The organism is Providencia sp. PROV076 (genome assembly GCF_028483405.1).
GTDB classification, from domain to species: domain Bacteria; phylum Pseudomonadota; class Gammaproteobacteria; order Enterobacterales; family Enterobacteriaceae; genus Providencia; species Providencia huaxiensis.
In genome coordinates, this window is record NZ_JAMPRR010000005.1 from 198,699 (window position 1) to 221,455 (window position 22,757).

General features: G+C 42.2%; 20 protein-coding genes and 1 tRNA gene. 16 read left to right on the top strand and 5 right to left on the bottom strand.

Annotated elements, in window-relative coordinates:
- Window positions 1-177: 177 nt before the first annotated feature.
- Entirely contained in the window at window positions 178-981 is an 804-nt protein-coding gene (locus PSF67_RS04995) for a helix-turn-helix domain-containing protein (protein ID WP_102140460.1), read from the bottom strand.
- Window positions 982-1,134: 153 nt separating this feature from the next.
- Here PSF67_RS04995 and PSF67_RS05000 point away from each other — a divergent pair, with 153 nt between their 5' ends.
- From PSF67_RS05000 to PSF67_RS05020, 5 genes are all read left to right on the top strand, one after another.
- The gene (locus PSF67_RS05000) at window positions 1,135-2,085 is read left to right on the top strand and encodes a 4-hydroxyproline epimerase (protein ID WP_102140461.1); all 951 of its coding nucleotides are present in this window, start codon (window positions 1,135-1,137) and stop codon (window positions 2,083-2,085) included.
- Window positions 2,086-2,094: 9 nt separating this feature from the next.
- Complete coding sequence (locus PSF67_RS05005; RefSeq protein ID WP_272676594.1) at window positions 2,095-3,342, top strand: NAD(P)/FAD-dependent oxidoreductase; 1,248 nt, start codon at window positions 2,095-2,097, stop codon at window positions 3,340-3,342.
- Between the two features lie 17 nt (window positions 3,343-3,359).
- Window positions 3,360-4,226, top strand: coding sequence for a 4-hydroxy-tetrahydrodipicolinate synthase (dapA, locus tag PSF67_RS05010; RefSeq protein WP_195698636.1), 867 nt, complete (start codon window positions 3,360-3,362; stop codon window positions 4,224-4,226).
- A gap of 8 nt (window positions 4,227-4,234) precedes the next feature.
- Window positions 4,235-5,719 carry an aldehyde dehydrogenase gene (locus PSF67_RS05015; protein ID WP_272676595.1) on the top strand — a complete coding sequence of 495 codons (1,485 nt, stop codon included), beginning with the start codon at window positions 4,235-4,237 and terminating at the stop codon, window positions 5,717-5,719.
- An 87-nt stretch (window positions 5,720-5,806) separates the two neighbouring features.
- Window positions 5,807-7,327, top strand: a complete 1,521-nt coding sequence (locus PSF67_RS05020) for an alanine/glycine:cation symporter family protein (protein WP_272676596.1) — start codon at window positions 5,807-5,809, stop codon at window positions 7,325-7,327.
- An 8-nt stretch (window positions 7,328-7,335) separates the two neighbouring features.
- Here PSF67_RS05020 and PSF67_RS05025 read toward each other — a convergent pair.
- Window positions 7,336-7,423, bottom strand: a tRNA-Ser gene (locus PSF67_RS05025).
- Between the two features lie 337 nt (window positions 7,424-7,760).
- On the opposite strand from PSF67_RS05025, the gene ghrA reads away from it, so the two are divergent.
- The gene (gene ghrA, locus PSF67_RS05030; protein WP_102140466.1) at window positions 7,761-8,702 is read left to right on the top strand and encodes a glyoxylate/hydroxypyruvate reductase GhrA; all 942 of its coding nucleotides are present in this window, start codon (window positions 7,761-7,763) and stop codon (window positions 8,700-8,702) included.
- A gap of 137 nt (window positions 8,703-8,839) precedes the next feature.
- On the top strand, window positions 8,840-9,391 hold the full coding sequence (locus tag PSF67_RS05035; protein WP_166265104.1) for a TorD/DmsD family molecular chaperone: 552 nt from the start codon (window positions 8,840-8,842) through the stop codon (window positions 9,389-9,391).
- 153 nt (window positions 9,392-9,544) lie between these two features.
- On the opposite strand, the gene PSF67_RS05040 is transcribed toward PSF67_RS05035, so the two are convergent.
- The gene (locus PSF67_RS05040; protein ID WP_272676597.1) at window positions 9,545-10,105 is read right to left on the bottom strand and encodes a lipoprotein; all 561 of its coding nucleotides are present in this window, start codon (window positions 10,103-10,105) and stop codon (window positions 9,545-9,547) included.
- A gap of 38 nt (window positions 10,106-10,143) precedes the next feature.
- Window positions 10,144-11,349 (bottom strand): multidrug efflux MFS transporter MdtH, encoded by a 1,206-nt coding sequence (gene mdtH / locus PSF67_RS05045; RefSeq protein ID WP_272676598.1) that lies wholly within the window; start codon window positions 11,347-11,349, stop codon window positions 10,144-10,146.
- A gap of 393 nt (window positions 11,350-11,742) precedes the next feature.
- On the opposite strand from mdtH, the gene rimJ reads away from it, so the two are divergent.
- The 4 genes from rimJ (at window position 11,743) to PSF67_RS05065 (ending at window position 15,165) form a co-directional block, all read left to right on the top strand.
- Window positions 11,743-12,330 (top strand): ribosomal protein S5-alanine N-acetyltransferase, encoded by a 588-nt coding sequence (gene rimJ, locus PSF67_RS05050; RefSeq protein ID WP_102140251.1) that lies wholly within the window; start codon window positions 11,743-11,745, stop codon window positions 12,328-12,330.
- 83 nt (window positions 12,331-12,413) lie between these two features.
- Window positions 12,414-13,952 carry a murein biosynthesis integral membrane protein MurJ gene (murJ, locus tag PSF67_RS05055; RefSeq protein WP_231068342.1) on the top strand — a complete coding sequence of 513 codons (1,539 nt, stop codon included), beginning with the start codon at window positions 12,414-12,416 and terminating at the stop codon, window positions 13,950-13,952.
- Window positions 13,953-14,312: 360 nt separating this feature from the next.
- Complete coding sequence (locus PSF67_RS05060) at window positions 14,313-14,549, top strand: hypothetical protein (RefSeq protein WP_210848116.1); 237 nt, start codon at window positions 14,313-14,315, stop codon at window positions 14,547-14,549.
- A 43-nt stretch (window positions 14,550-14,592) separates the two neighbouring features.
- The gene (locus PSF67_RS05065; RefSeq protein WP_195698641.1) at window positions 14,593-15,165 is read left to right on the top strand and encodes a helix-turn-helix transcriptional regulator; all 573 of its coding nucleotides are present in this window, start codon (window positions 14,593-14,595) and stop codon (window positions 15,163-15,165) included.
- Between the two features lie 21 nt (window positions 15,166-15,186).
- Here the strand turns inward: PSF67_RS05065 and argS are convergent, their stop codons facing one another.
- A complete protein-coding gene (gene argS / locus PSF67_RS05070) occupies window positions 15,187-16,917 on the bottom strand; it encodes an arginine--tRNA ligase (protein WP_272676599.1) in 1,731 nt (576 codons plus the stop codon).
- Between the two features lie 168 nt (window positions 16,918-17,085).
- On the opposite strand from argS, the gene PSF67_RS05075 reads away from it, so the two are divergent.
- From PSF67_RS05075 to PSF67_RS05095, 5 genes are all read left to right on the top strand, one after another.
- Window positions 17,086-17,640, top strand: a complete 555-nt coding sequence (locus PSF67_RS05075; protein WP_102140255.1) for a VOC family protein — start codon at window positions 17,086-17,088, stop codon at window positions 17,638-17,640.
- 182 nt (window positions 17,641-17,822) lie between these two features.
- Window positions 17,823-18,584 (top strand): copper homeostasis protein CutC, encoded by a 762-nt coding sequence (gene cutC / locus PSF67_RS05080; protein ID WP_195698643.1) that lies wholly within the window; start codon window positions 17,823-17,825, stop codon window positions 18,582-18,584.
- A gap of 291 nt (window positions 18,585-18,875) precedes the next feature.
- Complete coding sequence (locus tag PSF67_RS05085; protein WP_166265086.1) at window positions 18,876-21,299, top strand: DMSO/selenate family reductase complex A subunit; 2,424 nt, start codon at window positions 18,876-18,878, stop codon at window positions 21,297-21,299.
- Window positions 21,300-21,309: 10 nt separating this feature from the next.
- Window positions 21,310-21,927: a DMSO/selenate family reductase complex B subunit gene (locus PSF67_RS05090; RefSeq protein ID WP_102140257.1), complete on the top strand. Its 618-nt coding sequence runs from the start codon at window positions 21,310-21,312 to the stop codon at window positions 21,925-21,927.
- A 1-nt stretch (window position 21,928) separates the two neighbouring features.
- A complete protein-coding gene (locus PSF67_RS05095) occupies window positions 21,929-22,705 on the top strand; it encodes a dimethyl sulfoxide reductase anchor subunit family protein (RefSeq protein WP_272676600.1) in 777 nt (258 codons plus the stop codon).
- The last annotated feature ends 52 nt before the right edge of the window (window positions 22,706-22,757 follow it).

Below are 22,757 nucleotides of genomic sequence, written 5' to 3' on the forward strand. Positions count from 1 at the left end.
ATTTCTGCAATAAGAGCTATCTCAAGTTAGGAGATAACCAAAGGAAACTACCCTATAATTTTAACGATAAAATTACGGCAATTATTTGAATAATCGAATAAAAAACATTTAGTGGCAGTGAAATAGAAGGGGCTTATCAAAATTAAGGAAAAACAGATTAACCGATATGATACCCGATCACGCCAATACTTTTTGTTTATCAATTCGTGAACGCATTCGTTTGAATTGGCTAGGTGTCATTGTGGTCATTTCTTTGAATTTTCGACAAAAAGCGCTGTGATCAGCATATGCACATTTACTGGAAATTTCAGTAATTGAAAAATCATCTTCGAGCAGTTCAATAGCATGTTCCAGACGCATCTTTTGAATATATTGTTGGGGGGTTATCAAAAAAATCGCTTTAAACTGGCGGTTTAATTGAGAAAGCGAAAGGCCAGATATTTCAGCAAGAGTTGTCATTTTTATCGCAATATCAAAATGTTCACTAATATAGCGCTCAACACGGCTAAGCTGGTTATTCAGTTTAGGGCTGACCGATTTGACATCTTGTAAATCCACTGAAATTCCTGCAACCCCAATAACTTGGTTACGTGTATTAAAAATAGGAACCTTAGTTGTTAAGCACCATCCCAACAAGCCTGCTTTATACAGGTGCAGTTCAAGCTTATTAATGACGCTAATTTTCTTTTCCATCACTAAATAATCTTGAGAGCTATAGCTTTGGCCGAGTTCTGAATGAAAAATATCCTCAGCACCTTTACCTACTAAATGGTTAACACTATCGATTTTACAGCGGGTGGCTAAATTATCATTGGCCAAAACATACTTTGCATTATGGTCTTTCACAAAAAAGGTTACATTCGGCAAGGTATTAATGAGTGGCATAATCAAACCTAAATGGTTTAATAAAATATCAATATTATCAACGGGAAATAGCATGTTCTCCTGACTAATCAACAGCAATTTATTTAGATTGATCATGCCGCGCTCCGAAATATTAAATTAATTTTATTAATTCTGTTAAATATTTTTAGATTGTGCTGAAAACCGCATAAGTTTGTTAGAAAGATATCAAGAGTTGTTAACAAAAATCAAGCATTCTATTAACAATGATAATAGATAGGATGCTAACCAATGCAATCTCAATATACCAAAATTGAAGTTATCGACTCTCATACCGCAGGTGAACCAACTCGGCTTGTTATTGATGGATTTCCCGACTTAGGGCAACAAAGCGTGGCCGTTCGCTTAGATATTTTGCGTAATAGCCATGATATCTGGCGTCGTACAACGATTTTAGAACCTAGAGGTAATGACATTCTAGTGGGAGCCCTATTGTGTAAACCACAAAACCCAGCGGCAACAGCAGGCGTGATTTTTTTTAACAATCAAGGTTACTTGGGAATGTGTGGTCACGGCACTATCGGTTTAGTGGCCTCGTTGCACTTTCTGGGGCATATCACTTATGGCAACCATCTTATCGAGACGCCAGTTGGAGATGTAACAGCACAATTACATCAAGATGGTAGCGTGAGTATTCAGAACGTGTATTCGTATCGTTATCGCAAAGCGGTACGAGTTGATGTCCCAGATCTCGGCACGGTTATTGGGGATATCGCTTGGGGTGGAAATTGGTTTTTTCTTGTTGAACAGTCGCCAGTTGCCATTGATTTCCAAAACATTAAATTACTGACAGAAGTCAGTTTAAAAATCAAGCAAGCCTTAGTTGACCAAAGTATCTACGGTAAAGATGGCCAAGAAATTGACCATATCGAATTATTCGGTTCACACCCCAATGCCAATAGCCAAAGTTTTGTGTTATGCCCAGGTGGCGCATATGACCGCTCGCCTTGCGGAACAGGGACTAGCGCTAAACTCGCCTGCTTAGCTGCAGATAAAAAGCTGGCGGCAGGGGAAATCTGGCATCAAGCCAGCGTCATTGGCAGCCAATTTCAGGCTAGTTTTCAACAGGCTGATGAAAACGGCATTATTCCGACTATTCGCGGGCATGCCTATATCAGCGGAAAAAATACCTTATTGATAGATGAACAAGATCCATTTCGTTTTGGGATCTCGGTGGCATAGGGGTATGAAATGGAACGTAAATATCCAGTGATCGTGGTGGGTGGTGGCATTATTGGTTTGAGTATCGCACTGACAGTGCAAGCGAATGGCTCACAAGTGTTGCTGCTTGATAAACAGGAAATTGGCCAAGGTGCCTCATTTGGCAACGCAGGGCATATTGCGACAGAACAGGTTTTCCCGATTGCTGATCCGAGTGTTTTAACATCAATTCCAAAAATGCTCCTTGACCCATTGGGCCCTCTGCGTCTGGATTGGCGTTACTTATTACCGTTAACACCTTGGTTAATCAAGCTGTTAGGTAACATGCGCCATAAGCCCTTTACCCATATCCATCATACATTGATGACATTAAACAGTGCCGCTTTCGATTCATGGCAAGTATTTATTCAGAAATGGCAATTAAGTGATCTTGTCAAAATGAAGGGTTCACTGTTGGTGGCCGAGAAAAAAGAAACGCTCGATAAGTTAAGCCAGCACAGTGAGTACTTGCAAAGTGTTGGTATAGCTAATCAATTGATTGATCAAGATGCGCTACTAACACGCGAACCCGCTTTATCCGAAAGCCAAATCGGGGGCATTTTTTATCCAGATACCGGCCATGTTGTGGATTTATGTGTATTACACCAAAAGCTGACTGAGGCGTTTTTACACGCGGGTGGACAAGTATTAACCCACTGTGAAGTAACAGAAATTACATCGACGTCGAATCAACAAGCGGTATTGACAACGACCCAAGGCCAGTTCACAGGCCAAAAAATTGTTATTGCAGGCGGCGCATTTTCCAAATCACTAGTGAGAATGGTTAGTCGCATCAATGTGCCGTTAGAAACTGAGCGCGGTTATCATTTGATGTTGCCCCATGAATTGGGACGATTATCAATACCCGTATCAAGTATGGATAGACGTTTTATTATGACGCCAATGTCTCAAGGGTTACGCCTCGCGGGAACCGTGGAGTATGCGGGGCTAAAGCGTCCAGCCAATATGCAACGCGCTCAACATTTTCTACCGTTAGCGCAGCCGATGCTGAAAACGCCATTGAACAGCCAACAATCTACACCGTGGATGGGATTTCGCCCATCAACGTCTGACTCTTTGCCGGTGATCGACCATAAAGGCCCTTATATTTTTGCTTTTGGTCACCAACATTTAGGGCTAACCCAAGCAGCGATCACCGCGGATATCGTTAATAGCTTTATTCATCAGCAACCGACAAGTATCGATTGCACCCCTTTTTCCATTGAGCGATTTCTTTAATATTGAGGAGAATTCAAATGAATTTCCATGGCATTCTTGTTCCTTTAGTCACGCCATTTCATGATGATTTAACATTAAATATCAGTGCGCTTGCTGAGTTAACTGAAAAACTTATTGAGCGCGGAGTTACCGGTTTAGTGGTCTGCGGGACCACGGGAGAGTATTACGCATTAAATGAAGATGAACGTAAAACCGTGCTGTCTACGGTTTGTAAAATTGCAAAAGGGCGAGTGACACTAATTGCGGGTATTAACGACTTATCAACTGAAGGTGCCATTGCACGAGCGAAACAAGCTCAAGAACTGGGCTATGAAGGATTAATGTTATCGCCACCACCGTATAGTTTACCGGATCAGCAAGGGGTGTACGCCCACTATGAAAAAGTCGCAAAATCAACACCATTACCCATTATTATGTACAACTTCCCAGCTCGGATCGGTATTGAAATTGACATTGAAACGGTTATCAAGCTAGCTGAAATTGACAATATTGTCGCTATCAAAGAAAGCAGTGGAAGCTTTAGCCGAGCACTGCATCTATTACAAACACCATTCAAAAATTTTGAGGTCATTTGTGGTTGTGATGACCAACCAGTGGATTTCTTCTTTTGGGGTTCAAAAAGTTGGATAGCAGGAGCTGGGAATGTATTCCCAGCAGAGCAAGTTGCTATTTTTAATGCGGCGCAAGCGGGTGACTGGCAACTCGCTAAGCAGATTATGAATGAAATTTATCCTGCAATTTACTCAATGGAATCAGGGGACTATAACCAAAAAGCCAAAGCGGGTTGCTTGAATGGCACATTTAATGTAGGCCCGGTCCGTTTGCCTCTGTCAAATATAGCGTCTCAAGAACGCGATGAATTCATTAAATTGATTAAACGCTAGGGGGAAATATGACCATGACCCAACAGCAGGTATTTGAACGAGCAAAACAAGGAAAACTGTGGGCTGGCAATTTAATTGCAGGGCATGCAGAGCAGCAAAATAAATTAGAAAACTGTACCCCAATCGATAATAGCGTTATTGGTTTTATTGCTGACGGTGATGCGAACGATATTAATGTCGCTGTACAGGTAGCACGTGACACGTTCAATCAAGGTGAATGGCGCGGGTTATCACCTCAAGAGCGTAAAGCTATCATGCTTAAGTGGGCTAGTCTCATTGAACTGCATAGTGAAGAACTAGCGGCACTAGATTGTATAGATGCAGGTAAGCCTATCACTGAATGTTTAAATACTGATTTACCCGCAACCATTGAAACCTTTTATTGGTATGCCGAAGCGATTGACAAACTGTTTGGCAAAATTGCACCGACAAGCCATCAAGAATTGGGGCTGATAGTGCACGAGCCTATTGGCGTGGTTGGGGCGGTGTTACCGTGGAATTTTCCTGCTCAAATGTTTGCATGGAAAGTGGCTCCTGCACTTGCTGTAGGCAACTCGGTGATTGTGAAGCCTGCCGAATTAACCTCATTAAGTGCCTATCGTATGGTGGAACTGGCCTATGAGGCAGGTGTCCCTCAAGGTGCATTAAGTTTAGTTTGTGGATTAGGTGAAAAAGTCGGGGAAGCCCTTGGTCGCCATCATGATGTTGATATGGTGTCATTCACCGGTTCAACAGATGTGGGACGCTTATTTTTAAAATATTCCGCCGAAAGTAACTTAAAGGAAATTGTGCTCGAATGTGGCGGTAAAAGTCCTCAAGTAGTGTTTGAAGATGCAAACATTGACGCGGCAATTCCACATATTATGGCGGCTGCCTTTTGGAATATGAGTGAAAATTGCAGCTGCGGTTCTCGTTTAATTGTGCATGAAAGTATCAAAAAAACACTATTAGACAAGCTTGCTGTAGCGGTTAAAGAATGGAAAGTGGGTGACCCAAGGCAAGCGGATGTTTCAATTGGGCCAATGGTCGAACAGGCTCATTTTGAGAAAGTAAAATCCTTTTTAGATACCACGGTAAAAGAGGGAGGAAAATTAATTGCGGGTGGGAAAATCCATCATGAATTAGGTGCTGGGTGGTACATCGAGCCGACAATTTTTGATGAGGTCACACCTGACATGTCGCTATTTAAGCATGAAGTTTTTGGCCCTATCTTAGCCGTTACACCCTTTAAAACAGATGATGAAGCGGTCGCTTTGGCCAATGACACTCAATATGGTTTAGCGGCTTCATTTTATAGTCAAAACATTCACCGAGCCATGCAAATTGCACAGCGCATTAACGCAGGCACTGTTTCAGTCAATGGCTTTAGTGAAGGTAATATCACAACACCGTTTGGTGGCTTTCGTCAATCAGGTTTTGGCGGTAAAGATAACGGCTTAGAGGCATTTGAACAATATACTCAAACCAAGGTTATCTGGTTTATCCATCAGTAAAAACGTTGACCTGAGTGCCCAAGAGGACTCAGGTTTTTTTTACCCTGCAAATACAAATAAACAATTACAATAACGAAGGAGTACAAAATGGAAGCCATCGTTAATACAATCGTTGGTTACATCTGGGGTAATGCATTAGTGGTATTATCGCTAGGTGTTGGGCTCTATTTTACATTAGCGACTCGCGGTGTACAGTTTCGCTACCTTATTAAAATGGTGTGTTTGTTAAAGGAAAATAAAGCGTCAAAAGAAGGCATTTCCTCCTTCCAAGCATTCTGTTTAGCGTTGTCAGGACGTGTGGGGGTGGGGAATATCGCGGGGGTGGCGACAGCCATTGCCGCAGGTGGCCCCGGTGCGATTTTTTGGATGGTTGTCATGGGGTTATTAGGCGGAGCAAGTGCATTTATCGAATCCACACTCGCTCAAATATACAAACAGCGCTCTGATGACCAATACCGTGGAGGCTCCCCTTACTATATCGAGAAAGGGTTAAAATTGAAGCCATTTGCCATTATGGTGGCTGCCGTTATTTGCCTATCTTATGGTGTATTGGTTCCGGGTATTCAAGCCAATACCATAGCGGATTCCTTCCAATCCTCATTCAACTTACCCCCAATTGCGACAGGCGGCATTGTGACAGTGCTGATGGCATGGCTAATTTTTGGTGGTATAAAACGTATTGCGAGTGCAGCAGATAAGATTGTACCAATTATGGCTTTGGCTTATATCGTCATGATGGTGATCATCTTGGGTAGCCATTACGAACAAGTGCCGGCTATGTTCAGTTTAATTTTCCGCAGTGCGATGGGAATGGACGCTGTATTCGGTGGTATTATTGGTACGGCTGTTTCATGGGGGGTGCGTCGTGCGGTTTTTTCCAATGTGGCCGGTGCGGGTGAAGCCACATTTAGCTCTGCAGCCGCTGAGGTAAGCCATCCTGTAAAACAAGGGCTGATCCAAGCATTTTCGATTTATATTGATACTGTCGTTGTATGTACAGCATCGGGTCTGATGATCCTTGTCACGAATATGTATAACGTTTTTCCCGATGGTTCGGCAACGGCCTTAGTTGAATATGTCCCCGGGGTTGCAGCAGGAACCGCATGGACTCAGATGGCGGTATCAACCGTCTTTACTTCCGCAGGGTCAGGATTCGTCTCAATCGCTGTATTTTTATTCGCATTCACAACATTGATGGCTTATTACTATATCGCAGAAACCACAATTGTTTATCTTGATAGAAAATTGTGTTACCCCATTCTCAAATTGATACTGAAATTTGTATTTTTGATTATTGTTTTTATAGGAAGCGTGCAATCAGTCAGTTTAATGTGGAGTCTTGGTGATATCGGGTTCGGTAGCATGAGCTACCTCAATCTTATCGCCATTGTCTTCCTATCAAAACCTGCATTACGGGCACTGCGTGACTTTGAGCGGCAGGAAAAACTCGGTGTTGACCCAGTGTTTGACCCAAAAGTAGCAGGAGTAGAAAATGCAGAACTCTGGGAAGATATTAGCCGTGAATACCATGCACAAGGAGTAGGTATAGAACCGAAAGAGAAACAAAACAAAGGGATGGAATACCAAGAAAGAGAGGGTAAGAACTAGAAGAAAAATGGCGGTGAGGGAGGGATTCGAACCCTCGATACGTTGCCGTATACACACTTTCCAGGCGTGCTCCTTCAGCCTCTCGGACACCTCACCGTTTTTCTAAATCTGTTGTGGAGTAGGGAATAAAAACCTGCTCTGCAACGGGGCGCTACTATAGGGAAAATAGCGTCTTACGTCAACTCCCTATTTCTCCTTTTTCCGACTTTTGTTGCTGTTTAGCTAAATAAAAAACAATTTGATTATTATCTAATCTTAAATGTGACCGACTAAGGTAAATAATACTTTTGATGTTAATTTAAAACGGCAAGTCGTGGAGGTAAAAACCGTTAGCTAGTTAACAAAATTCTGATTGAGTAGCGTGTATAGGCTTGATTAACTTGAAAAGAAATGCCATTCGGCACACTCTGTTAGAAACCAAAGAGGAGTTGCCATGAATATTTTATTTTACCATCCATTTTTTGATTCAAAACAGTGGATTGACGGTATGAAAGCGCGATTACCACAGGTGAATATTCGCCAATGGGAAAAAGGGGATAACCAAAGTGCGGATTATGCCATGGTTTGGTTACCGCCTTATGAATGCCTTGCTGGCCGAAGTGATTTAAAAGGTATTTTTGCGTTAGGTGCGGGGGTGGATGCTATTTTAAAGCAAGAACAAGACAAACCTGGCACCTTACCGGCAGGCGTTCCTGTCATGCGTTTGGAAGACACGGGTATGGCGATCCAAATGGAAGAGTACGCTTGCGCGAAAGTGTTAAGCTATTTTCGTCGCATGGATGAATACCGGCAGTTGCAATCACAGCGTCAATGGAAGCAGTTACCAGCTTATCAACACGAAGATTTTGTTATCGGTGTGATGGGGGCTGGTGCATTAGGGCAAGCCGTTGCAAAGCGCTTAGTTAGCTTTGGTTTTCATGTAAGAACATGGAGCCGCTCTGAAAAGCAACTTGATAACGTGAAAAGTTATTTTGGTAATGACCAATTAGCCAGTTTTCTTTCTGGTACCCGTGTGGTTATTAACCTTCTGCCAAGTACACCAGAAACGGTGGGAATTTTAAACCAGCAGCTGTTTAGCCAGCTACAGCAAGGGGCATATGTCATTAACCTTGCACGTGGAGCCCATTTGGTTGAACAAGATTTGCTTGTAGCGCTTGAATCAGGGCAAGTTGCAGGTGCTGCACTGGATGTTTTTGCGAGTGAGCCGTTATCGCAAATGCACCCGTTCTGGACACATCCACGTATCGCTATCACTCCCCATGTTGCGGCCTTTACAAAACCGAAAGAAGCCATGGATATGATTGTCAGTAATATTGAACGCATTGAAGCAGGCCAAGCCCCTGTTGGTGTGGTTGATATGCAACGCGGTTATTAGCCACTTCTTTGTTGCGAGTGGTCTTTGTGATCACTCGCAATCATCACCCCTAATATCTTTCCTATTTTTTCGATATACTGAAAGTAACTGCTTCGGTCACGAGGTGTGACTACTGAATCTGTAAAATAGGATAATATATGAACGAATTTTCAATCGTCTGCCGTATTTTGGGGACACTATTTCAACGTAGTCCCTCTGATAGCCTCGTAAAGCCGCTTATTGATATGATTGCTCAAGATAAATTAAAAGCATCATGGCCATTGGAACAAGATGAGTTGTGGTCACGCATGGCGAAAGATCTCGATATCAATGCGGTTAATGCGGATTACCAAGCTCTGTTTGCAGGTGGATCCCCAGCAGTTTCAATGTTAGCGAATGATTACGATTCTGAAATTACAGAAGCAGAGGTTCGCGAATTTTTAACTGTGAGAGGAATGTCTTTGACGAATGCGCCAGCCGATGCCTTTGGTGCTTTACTACTCGCAGCTTCTTGGTTGGAAGACCAAGCGGCGGAAGATGAAACCGCCGCTCAAGAAGAACTATTTGATAGCTATATTCTTAGCTGGTATGGCAGCTTTTTAGGGAAGGTTGAGGCCCATGCAACAACCCCATTTTACCGTACTTTAGCCCAAATTACCCGTGATGCAGTTATCGCACTGCGTGATGAACTTGACTCAGATACGGAATAATTGTGACGCTGTCACTTTTGATTCTGGGTATTACTCTACTTTAGTCGTCAGTGTTGATTAATAATTTTGATTGAATTTGAACGAATAAGAAAGGCAACAGATTTTCCTGTTGCCTTTAATGCTTTTATCAATCGAAATTATTTATGGTTAAAATCAATCGACTAATGGAATGACCAGTTTGCCCGGTTTGATTTCCAGCCCTTTAGCGAGTTTCTTCGCGGTTGCTTCGGCAGCACCATTATCTGGATTCAACGCATAAACAGGCTGAGTTTCAAAGAAAGTTTCAAGTGAACTGTTTAAGTAAGGAATAACAGCTGACATAGCGGTATCCATATTTTCTGGCGTCACTTTGTAATTGCTAATATTCAATTCTTTTAAGTAAATTGAACCTGTTTTGGCGTCAAAGTAAGGACGCGCAGTGAGTGTCAGGTTAATTTGTGCTTCCGCTTTACCAATCAGCGAGTCTAATTTAACGGTTGCATCCCCCGTTAACGCGACTTTTCCTGGTTCACTACGGCCGATTTCTGATTTTAAATTCGCGAGCTGAATATCCGCATCAGCAAAACCCGTAATGCCGACTTTATGGTCATATTTTACTTTATTAGCAAGGTAATTATTAATTTGTGACTCACTAATACTAAACTCAGATAATTGGCTACAGCCCGATAACAGAGTGAGAAAGCCCACCATAGCAGCGATTAAAAACTTCTTCATAAAGACTCCTTTTACAGTAACACCGCTAGTTTAGCGCATTACTGCCCACTCAACATGACTGTTTCAATTTTTTTACGGTTAAATTGCTTATGAAGAGCCCATAAAGTGATAAAACCGATGATCCCTAATAAGAACCAAGGTAATTGTGGCATATTCCATTGGTGGCCAATATCGTACATCCAGCCGCCACCGGTATAACCGACAGCTCCGCCTAAAGCAAGGCCTAAGCGGCTAAAACCCATATAGCTGCCTCGGGCTCTAGGGTCAGCAAGTGACGCGCTTAATGTTTCTCTAGCAGGGTCAGCGGTTATTGTGCCGAGATAAAAGAGGCAAATAAGAGCAAATAACGTATTGAGAGAGGTTGTCATGCCAATTGGAAACATGCTGAGACTCATTAAAAATAGCCCGGCCATGAGTCGGTGTTCAAGGCGAAAATGTTTTTCGCTCCAACGAGCAATAGGGTAAAGCAATGTTAAAGATATTGCTGCTTCAATGGCATACATCCATTTGACGGCAGTAGGTGTGCCTGCTAATTCATTGACAACAATCGGAAACATAAGCATCACTTGTACTGACAACATAAAATAGCCTGCCAATGTGACCACATAAGTTACAAAACGCTTGTCTTTCAGTACGCGTCTCATGCCTTCTTTGATGGGGGTTCTGACAGTTGAGATCCGATAAGCGGGTAATAACCAAGCATTGCAGATGGCCGCAATGATAAAAACCGCAGCGCCAACCCAGCAGACATAATGGAAGTCATATTGCAATAACCAACTACCAATCAACGCGCCAATAACGGCTCCAGCACTGTCTTGCATTAAGAGTAAAGAATAAAAACGGCCGCGTTCATACGGGCGGGTTAATTTAATCACTAATGCGGTTCGTGGAGGGTCAAATAAGGTGCCACCCAGTGCTGAGAGGACGCAAGATAACCATAATACCCAAGGGTCATGGGCCACGGCCATCACCGCAAAACCACTGGCGCGTAATAACATCCCAATGACAATCATGGGTTTTGCGCCAAATCGGTCAGCAATAGCACCGCCAAAAATCCCCAAGCCCTGTTGAACAAACTGACGAATTCCTAAGGCAAAACCCACCACCACGGCAGCCCAACCCAGCTGATCAACAAACCGAATAGAAATAAGTGGAAAAACGACAAAAAAGCCGAGGACAACCAACATGTTGTCAAATAGGAGAAAATACTTACCAAGGCTTCTTGCCCGTGACACCTGCGCCATGAGACACCATTAGAAAAATAGCAAAGAGGGAATGTTTTTAAAATTACGTATCAATAATATCAGTATATTGCGGGGTAATAGATGATATATTTTTATCGATAAATATTCGTCATACTTCACTCTGTGACGGTGTTGACTGCGTTCGGCTACTTGGGTCACATACTCGTGCATGCTCCCCAATCTATCCTCTCTAGTCGCCTAGTCACAGAGCGAATTATTTAGAATATTATTAATTATCAAAGCATAGACTGTTGGTGGCTTTAGTGATGTATTGGTATTTTAATTTACATAATATGTTTTTCGTCAACGCATTGTAAGCTACACTTTAGCGTTCTAAGTTATTGGCTTGGAAAGAGAGAAAATATCTGGCTTTTTATTAATTAAGGGTTAACGATGTTTGGTTATCGTTCAAATGTACCGAAAGTGCGCCTTGTCACTGATAGAATGGTTATTCGTTTGACTTATGAACGTGATAACTATCGACTAGCTGATTATTACAGCCTGAACAAAGACTTTTTAATTCCATGGGAACCCATCAGGGACAAATCTCATTATCAGCCAGCAGGTTGGCAGAATCGGTTACAAGTCATGAATGAAATGCATCGAGAAGGGAGCGCTTTCCATTTCGTACTATTAGATAAAGAAGAAAACGAAGTGATGGGAGTAGCGAATTTTAGTAATGTATTGCGCGGCTCATTTTATGCATGTTATTTAGGTTATTCACTAGGTGAAAAATGGCAAGGTCAAGGCCTAATGTATGAGGCACTAACCCAAACTATCCGTTACATGCAGCAACACCAAAAAATACATCGAATTATGGCAAATTATATGCCTCATAATATGCGTAGTGGTAATTTATTGACCAAGCTTGGCTTTGAACGGGAAGGCTATGCAAAGCAATACTTACAAATCAACGGTGAGTGGCGTGACCATGTATTGACGGCGCTGACAGATAACACTTGGGCACTGAATAAAGCCTAAATTCCTAATTTACTTTTCAATCGTAGTCAGTTGCAGTGCACACTGTTAAACTGATGCGATTGTATTCTTTTAGTCTATCAATCATGAATTTATTAAAATCATTGGCGGCAGTAAGCTCCATGACCATGATGTCTCGTGTGCTTGGGTTTATTCGTGACGCCATTATCGCCCGAGTGTTCGGTGCAGGAGCCGCGGCTGACGCCTTTTTTGTCGCCTTTAAATTACCGAATCTTTTACGTCGAATTTTTGCTGAAGGTGCCTTTTCACAAGCCTTTGTCCCGATATTAGCGGAATATAAAAACCAGCAGGGAGAGGAAGCCACCCGTACATTTGTTGCTTATATTGCAGGGATGCTAACCCTCGCTTTAGCGATTGTGACCATCCTTGGTATGATTGCAGCCCCTTGGATCATTTATGTCACCGCACCTGGCTTTACCGACGACGCTGATAAGTTTGCGCTGACGACGGATCTTTTACGGGTTACATTTCCTTATATTTTTCTGATTTCACTGGCCTCTCTCGCAGGCGCAATCCTGAATACTTGGAACCGTTTTTCGGTCCCTGCATTTGCGCCAACGTTACTCAATGTCAGCATGATCATTTTTGCTGCTTTCGCCGCGCCTTACTTTAACCCACCCATTATGTCATTGGCGTGGGCTGTGTTGGTTGGCGGTGTTTTGCAACTTGTCTACCAGCTACCCCATCTTAAAAAAGTGGGCATGTTAGTGTTACCACGCCTGTCATTTCGTGATAGCGGGGTTTGGCGTGTAATGAAAATGATGGGGCCGGCAATTATCGGGGTTTCAGTTGCGCAAATTTCTTTAATTATCAACACAATATTTGCTTCTTTTTTACAATCTGGTTCAGTGTCATGGATGTATTACGCTGATAGGCTAATGGAATTGCCATCAGGGGTACTTGGTGTGGCTCTTGGTACTATTTTATTACCATCATTAGCGAAAAGTTTCACGAGCGGCAATCAAAATGAATATCGCCAATTAATGGACTGGGGATTGCGTCTTTGTTTATTACTTGCTCTACCCTGTGCGTTAGGGTTGGCAATACTCGCAGAAGCATTAACGGTATCGCTATTCCAATACGGTAATTTTACAGCGCATGACTCATTAATGACTCAATATGCCTTAATTGCTTACTGTGTAGGGTTAACAGGCATGATTTTGGTGAAGATTTTGGCACCAGGTTTTTATTCGCGCCAAAATATTCGCACGCCAGTGAAGATTGCGATTGTCACTTTAATTTTAACCCAATTGATGAACTTAGCCTTTATTGGCCCTTTACAACATGCAGGTTTAGCCTTATCTATTGGGTTAGCGGCGTGTTTTAATGCAGGAGTTCTCTATTGGCAACTGCGCAAGCAAGGTATTTTTCAGCCTTTAGCCGGTTGGAAAGGGTTTATATTTAAATTATTGATAGCGTTAATTGTAATGGGCGCTGTGCTGTTTGGTGTTTTACACTTTATGCCTTCTTGGCAAGACGGTAATATGCTGATGCGTATGCTACGTTTGATAGGCGTCGTGATTATTGGTGCAGGAAGTTATTTCGTAGCTTTATATGTACTCGGGTTCCGCCCTCGTGATTTTATGAAACGCAGTGTTGCCTAATTAATAAGCCGTCAATAACCTTTAAAGCCCAATTTTAATGAGAAGAGCTCATAAAATTGGGCTTTTTTTATCTCTGTAATCTGCGTCGTTAAGGAAAAAATAACCATAGATCTGTTCCCTTCAATTTCTAGTGAGTTCTTAAATTAATTCCAATAGTAACTGAATTATTAATTTCAAAATTATTTTATGAAATTTCAATTAATTGTTTTCATTGATAAAAATAATAGCCCACTCTATTTATGGGGTACATTGACTGGGTTGTTGTTACAACAATCAAGTGATAGGGAGATATTCAATTCATTGAATATTATTTGTTGACCGATGTCAACGGAATGATTATGTTATGTATCTCGGGGGTCAATGAAAAAACATCCGAACAAGCATATTCAGGCTGCTATTGAATATGCGATAGAAAATGGCTGGCTCTGGGTTAGTGCAGGGAACTCATCACATACTTTTTGCAAGTTACGCTGTGGTAACGCAGTAGATGAACACAAAACACATATGATGAGTGTCTGGTCAACGCCGAAAATCATGGAAGTGCATGCTAAACAGATTATACGTAAAGTTAATCACTGCATTGCTCTTTTCAGGTAATCAAAGCGGCTTAGGCCGCTTATTCATACTATATGGGATAATTATGGCACTATTTACTTTCACATTAACACTATCTGGTGTGACTGCAGATACTGAAGGCTTAGTTGATACCTTATTTGCTGCAGGCTGTGACGATGCATTGGTGTGTTTCTATGGTAAATCGGTTTATTTAGAATTTGATAGGGAAGCGGAGTCTTTAGATCTTGCCATTGAAACAGCGATCACAGACATCGAAAGTATATCGCTGAATATAAAAGTGGAATCGATTGATTCCGCTTTAGTTGGGTTAAGTGATATTGCCGAATTGACAGGACTAACTCGTCAGGCAGTGGCTTTATTGAAAGATGGGGCTAGAGGTAAAGGCCATTTTCCAGCACCCGTACAACGCTTGAATGGCGCATCCCCGTTATGGGACTGGGCGAGCGTTGCTCATTGGTTACAACAGAATAACAGGTTGGCGCATAGCCCTGAACTTTATGAACAAGCAAAAACACTTTGCAAATGGAACTTAGTGCTTCGCAATTGTGCAAATGAACATGTTGAGGAATTGCAAAAATTAACATCAAAGTTAGCAAAGCAACGCAAACAAAAACGGCTCACCGAAGTGAACCGTTAATAGGCTATTTATTGATTTGAATTACATTCTTTCAACGGTTTCAATGCCCAGTGTATCTAGGCCCGTTTTTAATGTTTTTTGAGTTAATGCCGCTAATTTCAAGCGGCTTTGGCGCTGGGCTTCGTCATCAGCTGACAAGATAGGGCAGTGCTCATAGAAACCAGAGAATAAACCGGCTAACTCATACAAATAAGCACACATCACATGAGGTGTACCATCACGTGCAACAGTGAGAATGGTTTCTTCAAACTGTAATAAACGTGTTGCAAGCGCAATTTCACGCGGGTCTTGTAATGAAATAGGCAGAGTTAGGTCTGTGTGGGTTAAATTAGCTTTCTTGAAAATAGAGGCCACACGGGTATACGCATATTGCATATACGGTGCGGTATTTCCTTCGAAAGCTAACATGTTGTCCCAATCGAAAATATAATCAGTCGTTCTGTTTTTGGATAAGTCAGCGTACTTAACTGCCCCAATACCAACCACATTCGCAACGTTAAGCAATTCATCTTCAGACATATCCGGGTTTTTCTCACGGATTAATGTTTGAGCGCGTTCAACCGCTTCATCAAGCAAGTCTGATAAACGGACGGTACCACCTGTACGAGTCTTAAACGGTTTGCCATCTTTCCCTAACATCATCCCGAACATATGGTGCTCAAGCGCCATCGATTCAGGGATGTAACCTGCTTTACGGACGATGGTCCATGCTTGCATCAAATGTTGATGTTGGCGTGAGTCAATATAGTAAAGAGAACGGTCAGCATGAAGGGTTTCGTAACGGTATTTAGCACAGGCGATATCGGTTGTTGTATATAAGAAGCCACCATCTTTTTTCTGGACGATCACGCCCATTGGTTCGCCTTCTTTATTTTTGAATTCATCAAGGAAAACAACCGTTGCACCTTCACTCTCAACGGCTAAACCTTTGGCTTTTAAGTCAGCAGCAATGCCTGGAAGCATGCTGTTATATAAGCTTTCACCCATCACGTCATCTTCGGTCAATGTGACATTTAAGCGGCGATAGGTTTCTTGGTTCTGCTGCATAGTGATATCGACTAATTTGCGCCACATTTGGCGGCAATATTCATCACCGGATTGCAATTTTACAACGTAGCCACGGGCACGTACTGCGAACTCTTCATCTTCGTCGTAGTGTTTTTTAGCTTCGCGATAAAACTCTTCGAGGTCAGCAAGCGCCATATCGGTGGCATCTTCATTTTGCACTTTTTCAAGATAAGCAATTAACATACCAAATTGCGTACCCCAATCACCGACGTGGTTGGCACGAATGACTTTATGACCAATAAACTCTTGGGTACGTGCAGCTGCATCACCAATGATGGTTGAACGCAAGTGACCCACGTGCATTTGTTTTGCGACATTAGGCGCTGAATAGTCAATGACAATCGTTTCAGGCTTGACTGGTGCGACGCCTAGGCGTTGTGATGCTAATGCCTCTTCAACGTGTTTTTCAACCCACGTTGGTTCAAGGAAAATATTAATAAAGCCAGGGCCGGCAATTTCAACTTTGCTGGCAATCCCTTCCAAATCTAAGTGATTAACAAGCTGTTCAGCCAGTTGTCGCGGAGCTATCCCCATCTTTTTAGCCGCGCCCATCACTCCATTCGCTTGATAATCACCAAACTGAGCTTTAGCGGACTGACGCACAAGTGCATCACTGCCTTCTGGAGCACCCGCTGCTAACATCGCAGCACTAATTTTATCTGAAAGAATCGCCTGAATATTCACCGAATTACCTTAAATTACGAACCATAGTTACCGCATTGTGCCATCACATGCGTATAACTAAAAGGTTGAAGAGAAAAATCGGCAGGTTTTATACCACATTTTGGGGCTCTCATGCTACAGTCTGCGCCATTGTTTAGCAGATAAGTTTTTGTAAAGAGAGGGCTTTAGATGCCACAATTTAGCAAAATTTCGCAATTACAAGATTTATGGGATGACCTACCTGTGTTTATGGGTAAATTACAACAGTTGGCGCAGGAATTGAACTTATCATTGTCATCTTTTCCGATAGATCATATTTCGGTGCGTTGCCATCATATGGCAACTGCAGAACGTTGGCATCAAGGGTTAATGGGATGCGCTGAGCTTTTATCTGACAATGTTATCAATGGCAGGCCAATTCGTTTATATGAGTTAAAAGAGCCATTAAACGTCGCGGGTCAAGATGTATTTATTATTGAATTGCCTTTCCCAAAAGACAAAATTTACCCGAAAGAAAGTTGGGAACATATCGAAATGGTGATTGATGTTGAGCCGAGTCAGCTAGAAACCGCAGCATTCCAGTTATTACCTGATCCTTTACCCCAAGGGTATCGTATTAAAGTAAGCCAACCCAAAGGGCAGCAAGAAAGGTTGCCAAATCCAACATTAGCAGTGTCAAATGGTGAAATAACGGTTAAATACCATCCTTTCACACTAAAAAAGATAATTGAAAGTGAAAAATAAGTGATGCAATTAACGTTATTGATTAATAGTACACGTTAACTTTTAGTGCTGTGATGTCTATCCGATAACATTTTCCAATAAATGGCATTATTAAGCGAATTGTTAACGTTTAACATTAAATTTTTTTCATTATTTTGGGGCATATAAAACCCGTGTTTTATTGCTCTATTTCGGAGGTCGTAATGGCAAAACTGGAAATCTGTTGTTTCGGAATTGAATGTGCCCAAGTGGCTCAAGAATATGGTGCAGATCGTATCGAACTATGCTCTGGTGCTGCAGACGGTGGCCTGACCCCCAGTTATGGTTACCTGAAATTAGCCAAAGAGAAACTGCATATTCCAGTTCATCCTATTATTCGCCCTCGTGGTGGCGATTTTTGCTATAACATTAACGAATTTGACGTGATCCGTGAAGATTTAATTATGATTAAGGAAATGGGGTTTTCAGGTGCCGTTATCGGTATATTGGATAGTGAAGGGCGCATTGATATCAACAGAATGCATTCATTGATGGAAATTGCACAAGGGATGAATATTACCTTCCACCGCGCATTTGATATGTGTATTAACCCATTATTAGCTTTAGAACAATTAAACGAACTCGGTGTTGCGCGTATTTTAACTTCTGGGCAGCAACAAAGTGCGGAGTTGGGTTTACCGCTTTTGAAAGAACTCCATGAAAAAAGCCAGCAAATTAATGGCCCACAGATTATGGCAGGTGCGGGAGTACGTTTAGCTAACCTAAGTAAATTTATGGAAATCGGTTTATCTGAGGTACACAGTTCCGCAGGGAGAACGGTGCCATCAACCATGAGTTACCGTAAAGTAGGGGTAACAATGGCCTCTAATAGCGAAACGGATGAATTCACCCATTACTGTGTTGATGGCCCTACGGTAGAAGCGATGAAGGACTTTATTTCTATTACTGAAAAAGTTTCCGTTTAATTGCCGCTAGCCACAATAGGCAGCTTGACGCTAGACATTTTAAATAGATTGTTATTCTCTAAGGAAAATCAACTAGTTGGTTTTCCTTGTTATTTTTCAGCTAACCCATGGTTGGTTACCATTAAAATACCAAATAAAGAAACTTATAATATTGTTTATTTATCATTAATAGCTCAATTATTGCTTGTGTTGATACACGTCAATTAACCCTTATTTTTATAAGGCTACTATCTAATTACTATAAGAATACTAAGTAATTCAATTTATAATAATTAATGAGGTAGCAATGTAATGATCAATAAAATCAGGGAAAAAGCGCTGAGTCGGAGACAGTTTATTCAAGCCTCTGCCTCTGTCGCCACGACAACAGCTATTGCCAGCTCCATCTCTCTACCTTTTTCCGCTCAAGCAACACCCACCATTACAATCCAACCAGACGAAGTCAGCGAAAAAATCAAATACAGTGCATGCTTGGTCAACTGTGGTAGCCGCTGCCCACTCAAAGTGCATGTAAAAGATGACGTTATTACTCGCATATCGAATGAAACCATGTATGACGACACCCAATTTGGTTTACATCAAATACGCCCCTGTTTGAGAGGGCGCTCTGTTCGTTGGAAAACCTATAACCCAGACCGCTTGAAATACCCATTATTGCGTACAGGTAAACGGGGGGAAGGAAAGTTTAAACGGATCAGCTGGGACGAAGCGACGACGATTGTGGCTCAAAAACTGCGCTCAACCATTGATACTTATGGTAATGAAGCGATTTACTACCAGTATGGCTCAGGGTCTACCGGTGCTAATTTACAAGGGCGTAATGCCTGCAAGCGTCTATTAAACCAACTAGGTGGGTTTCTTGATCAACATGGAACTTACTCAACTGCACAAATAAACGGTGTTATTCCGTATGTCTACGGCAAGTTAGATGATTCATTACTGTCTGAAATAGCGAATAGCGATTTAGTCGTGATGTTCGGCCATAATATTGCGGAAACGCGTATGTCCGGTGGTGGTCAGTTCTATGAAACCTTAAAAGCATTAGAAAAAAGCCAAGCCAAAGTGATTATTATTGACCCGCGTCGTACTGATAGCGTGACAACGCTAGGCGCTGAATGGATCCCAATCTATCCGGGCACTGACGGTGCGCTTGTGGCTGCAATTATCCATACATTAATTAAAGAACAATTAACGGATGAGGCTTTTTTAGCGAAATATTGTGTGGGCTGGGATAGCCAGACACTTCCTGAGTCAGCGCCACAAAATGGCTCATATAAGGATTATATTTTAGGGCTCGGTGATGATGGTGTTGAAAAAACACCTCAGTGGGCTAGCCAAATTACAGGTGTTTCGCCAACCCGTATTGTTCAGTTGGCTCGTGAGCTGGGTAATGCAAAAGCAGCGTGGATTTCTCAAGGCTGGGGATTACAAAGAACCGCATCGGGAGAGCAAGCGGCCCGGGCAGTGATGATGTTACCGATTGTCACGGGGCATATTGGACGCCCTGGGACGAATGCGGGAGGATGGGGAGGTAACGTGGCGTATTCTGTGCCTGGTTTTGCTATTCCAAACCCAGTTAAAACCAAAATCCCGTGTTTTATGTGGACCGATGCGATTGCGCGCGGAACCGAAATGACCGCAACAAATTCAACATTGCTCGGTAAAGAGCGTCTTGAAACCAACGTGAAATTTTTATGGCACTATGCGAGTAATGTCACGGGTAATCAACATTCTGATTTGAACAAAACCCATAAAATTCTAACAGATGAATCCCTATGTGAATTTATTTTAGTTTGGGATACGCATATGACACCATCGACTAAATATGCGGATTTGATTCTACCCGATGTGACCAGTGTTGAATCGAATGATTTAATTAATAATTCGTATGCAAGCGGTGCTTACCATTATGCTATTCGTCTACAAAATGCGATTACGCCATTATGGGAGTGTCGCCAATCTTATGATGTTTTAACGGATATTGCTGAAAAGCTGGGTATTAAAGACCAATTTACCGAAGGTCGTACTCATGAGCAGTGGATCGAACATTGCTATAACCTAATGCGAGAAAAAAATCCCCATTTGCCAACATTTGAAGAAACGAATGACATGGGAATTGTTGATAGGAAATTGGCAAACAGTGCAGATTATATTGCATTAAAACCATTCAGAGACTCACCTGAAACTGCGCCATTACCAACCCCATCGGGTAAAATTGAAATTTATTCAGAAAGGCTCGCTAAGATAGCGAAAGAGTGGGAATACCCTACTGACCAGCGAATTCCTGCTGTGCCTGAATATTGTGTGAATACGGAAGGTGTTGAAAACAAAAAAACTAAGCAAAAATATCCGCTGCAAATGACGGGCTATCACGATAAAGGCCATGCGCATTCATCATATTTTAATATTGCTGTGTTACGTGAAGCCGTGCCTCATCAATATTGGATTAACCCAATTGATGCATCAACTCGTGGTATTCAAGATGGTGATATGACTGAAATTTTCAATGACCGCGGACGTATGCATATTAAAGCGAAAGTGACTGAGCGCGTATTACCGGGGGTGATTGCGGTTCCGCAAGGTGCTTGGCGGGAAGTCAATGAGGAAGGGGTCGATATCGGTGGTTGTATCAATACACTAACCACACAACAGCCTTCAGCTCTCGTTAAAGGGAATCCACAACATACTAACTTAGTTGACGTGAAACGTGCATAAGGAGCGACAAATGAAACAGTATGGTTTTTATTTCGACTCAACAAAATGCACAGGATGTAAAACGTGTCAGGTGAGTTGTAAAGATGAGAAAGACCTTGATTTAGGGCCTAAATTTCGTCGGGTGTATGAGTTTGGTGGTGGTAGTTGGCAGCAGCAAGAGGGGATATGGCAGCAGAATGTTTATAACTACTATCTATCAATTTCCTGTAATCATTGCTCTAACCCAACATGTGTTGAAGGTTGCCCAACAGGGGCGATGCATAAACGTGAGCAAGATGGGTTAGTCGTGGTAGATCAAACCATTTGTGTTGGATGCCGTTACTGCGAGTTACGTTGTCCATACGGTGCACCGCAGTATGACGAAAAGAAAAAATTGATGAGTAAATGCGATGGATGCTATGAACGTGTCGAAAAAGGGATGAAACCGGTTTGTGTTGACTCCTGTCCACAACGTGCATTGGATTTTGACGATATCAATATTCTACGTGAACGTCATGGCAATATTAGTGGGGTCGCCCCCATGCCAAATCCGTCTCTTACTAATCCTAATATTGTGATTAAACCGCATAAAGATGCCAAACCTTGTGGTGAAAAGAGCGGTAAATTACAAAATCCAGCAGAGGTATAATATGCACGAACTTCCACTCGTTTTTTTCACTGTATTGGGGCAGTCAGCGGCAGGTTTATATTTGTTGGCGTATGCAAGCCGAAGACTGGGTATGTTGAGTGAAAACCAATTACGTCATGCCAATATAGCTGCATTCGTCATTATGATCATTGCACTAGTGATTGGTGGTTTGCACGTTGGGCAGCCACTGCGCTTCTTCAATATGCTTTTAGGAGTTGGCCGTTCACCAATGAGTAATGAAGCCTTACTCAGTGGTATTTTTGTCGCTTTTGGGGCTGCAACTTTATTATTTACCTTGTTTATTAAAAGTAAGGTGCTGAGTGAACTGTGTAACGTTGCCACGGTTATTTTTGGTTTGGCATTCGTATGGTCAATTCCTCAGGTTTATAATATTGCCACAGTAGCGAACTGGTTTACTGTTTTCACGACATTACAAATGTGGATGACACTGCTAGTTGCTGGTGGCGCATTAGCGATTTTATTCGGGGCTCAGCGGTTGGGGGCGATGGCATTTTTGATTGGCTCAATTATGATTTTTGCCATTCGTGCAGCTTATGTGTCATTCTTAGGCGAGACAGGGCCTGAAATTAGTGCCGAACAAGCGGGTTTTTGGAGCTTCCAGTTAGTCGTCTTAGCGGTGATGCTGTTTGTTTATCCTGCTCTGTTATATCGCGGAAGAAATTCATTCGCACTATTAGGCCTATGTGCGCTAGCGGTTATTTTAGCCGAGTTATCTGGCCGAATTGCCTTCTATAATTTATGGCAAATAACAATGTAATCGCTTGTTTACTAGTATGATAATAAATGCCTATGATTTGATTGCCATAGGC

Bases quoted from the DNA above. Each gene is read 5' to 3' on its own strand.
- PSF67_RS05040 (WP_272676597.1), bottom strand. From the start codon at position 10,105: ATGAAGAAGTTTTTAATCGCTGCTATGGTGGGCTTTCTCACTCTGTTA.
- PSF67_RS05000 (WP_102140461.1), top strand. From the start codon at position 1,135: ATGCAATCTCAATATACCAAAATTGAAGTTATCGACTCTCATACCGCA.
- PSF67_RS05095 (WP_272676600.1), top strand. From the start codon at position 21,929: ATGCACGAACTTCCACTCGTTTTTTTCACTGTATTGGGGCAGTCAGCG.
- PSF67_RS05090 (WP_102140257.1), top strand. From the start codon at position 21,310: ATGAAACAGTATGGTTTTTATTTCGACTCAACAAAATGCACAGGATGT.
- rimJ (WP_102140251.1), top strand. From the start codon at position 11,743: ATGTTTGGTTATCGTTCAAATGTACCGAAAGTGCGCCTTGTCACTGAT.
- mdtH (WP_272676598.1), bottom strand. From the start codon at position 11,349: ATGGCGCAGGTGTCACGGGCAAGAAGCCTTGGTAAGTATTTTCTCCTA.
- PSF67_RS04995 (WP_102140460.1), bottom strand. From the start codon at position 981: ATGATCAATCTAAATAAATTGCTGTTGATTAGTCAGGAGAACATGCTA.
- murJ (WP_231068342.1), top strand. From the start codon at position 12,414: ATGAATTTATTAAAATCATTGGCGGCAGTAAGCTCCATGACCATGATG.
- PSF67_RS05015 (WP_272676595.1), top strand. From the start codon at position 4,235: ATGACCATGACCCAACAGCAGGTATTTGAACGAGCAAAACAAGGAAAA.
- dapA (WP_195698636.1), top strand. From the start codon at position 3,360: ATGAATTTCCATGGCATTCTTGTTCCTTTAGTCACGCCATTTCATGAT.
- PSF67_RS05075 (WP_102140255.1), top strand. From the start codon at position 17,086: ATGCCACAATTTAGCAAAATTTCGCAATTACAAGATTTATGGGATGAC.
- PSF67_RS05065 (WP_195698641.1), top strand. From the start codon at position 14,593: ATGGCACTATTTACTTTCACATTAACACTATCTGGTGTGACTGCAGAT.
- PSF67_RS05005 (WP_272676594.1), top strand. From the start codon at position 2,095: ATGGAACGTAAATATCCAGTGATCGTGGTGGGTGGTGGCATTATTGGT.
- PSF67_RS05020 (WP_272676596.1), top strand. From the start codon at position 5,807: ATGGAAGCCATCGTTAATACAATCGTTGGTTACATCTGGGGTAATGCA.
- PSF67_RS05035 (WP_166265104.1), top strand. From the start codon at position 8,840: ATGAACGAATTTTCAATCGTCTGCCGTATTTTGGGGACACTATTTCAA.
- PSF67_RS05060 (WP_210848116.1), top strand. From the start codon at position 14,313: ATGAAAAAACATCCGAACAAGCATATTCAGGCTGCTATTGAATATGCG.
- PSF67_RS05085 (WP_166265086.1), top strand. From the start codon at position 18,876: ATGATCAATAAAATCAGGGAAAAAGCGCTGAGTCGGAGACAGTTTATT.
- ghrA (WP_102140466.1), top strand. From the start codon at position 7,761: ATGAATATTTTATTTTACCATCCATTTTTTGATTCAAAACAGTGGATT.
- cutC (WP_195698643.1), top strand. From the start codon at position 17,823: ATGGCAAAACTGGAAATCTGTTGTTTCGGAATTGAATGTGCCCAAGTG.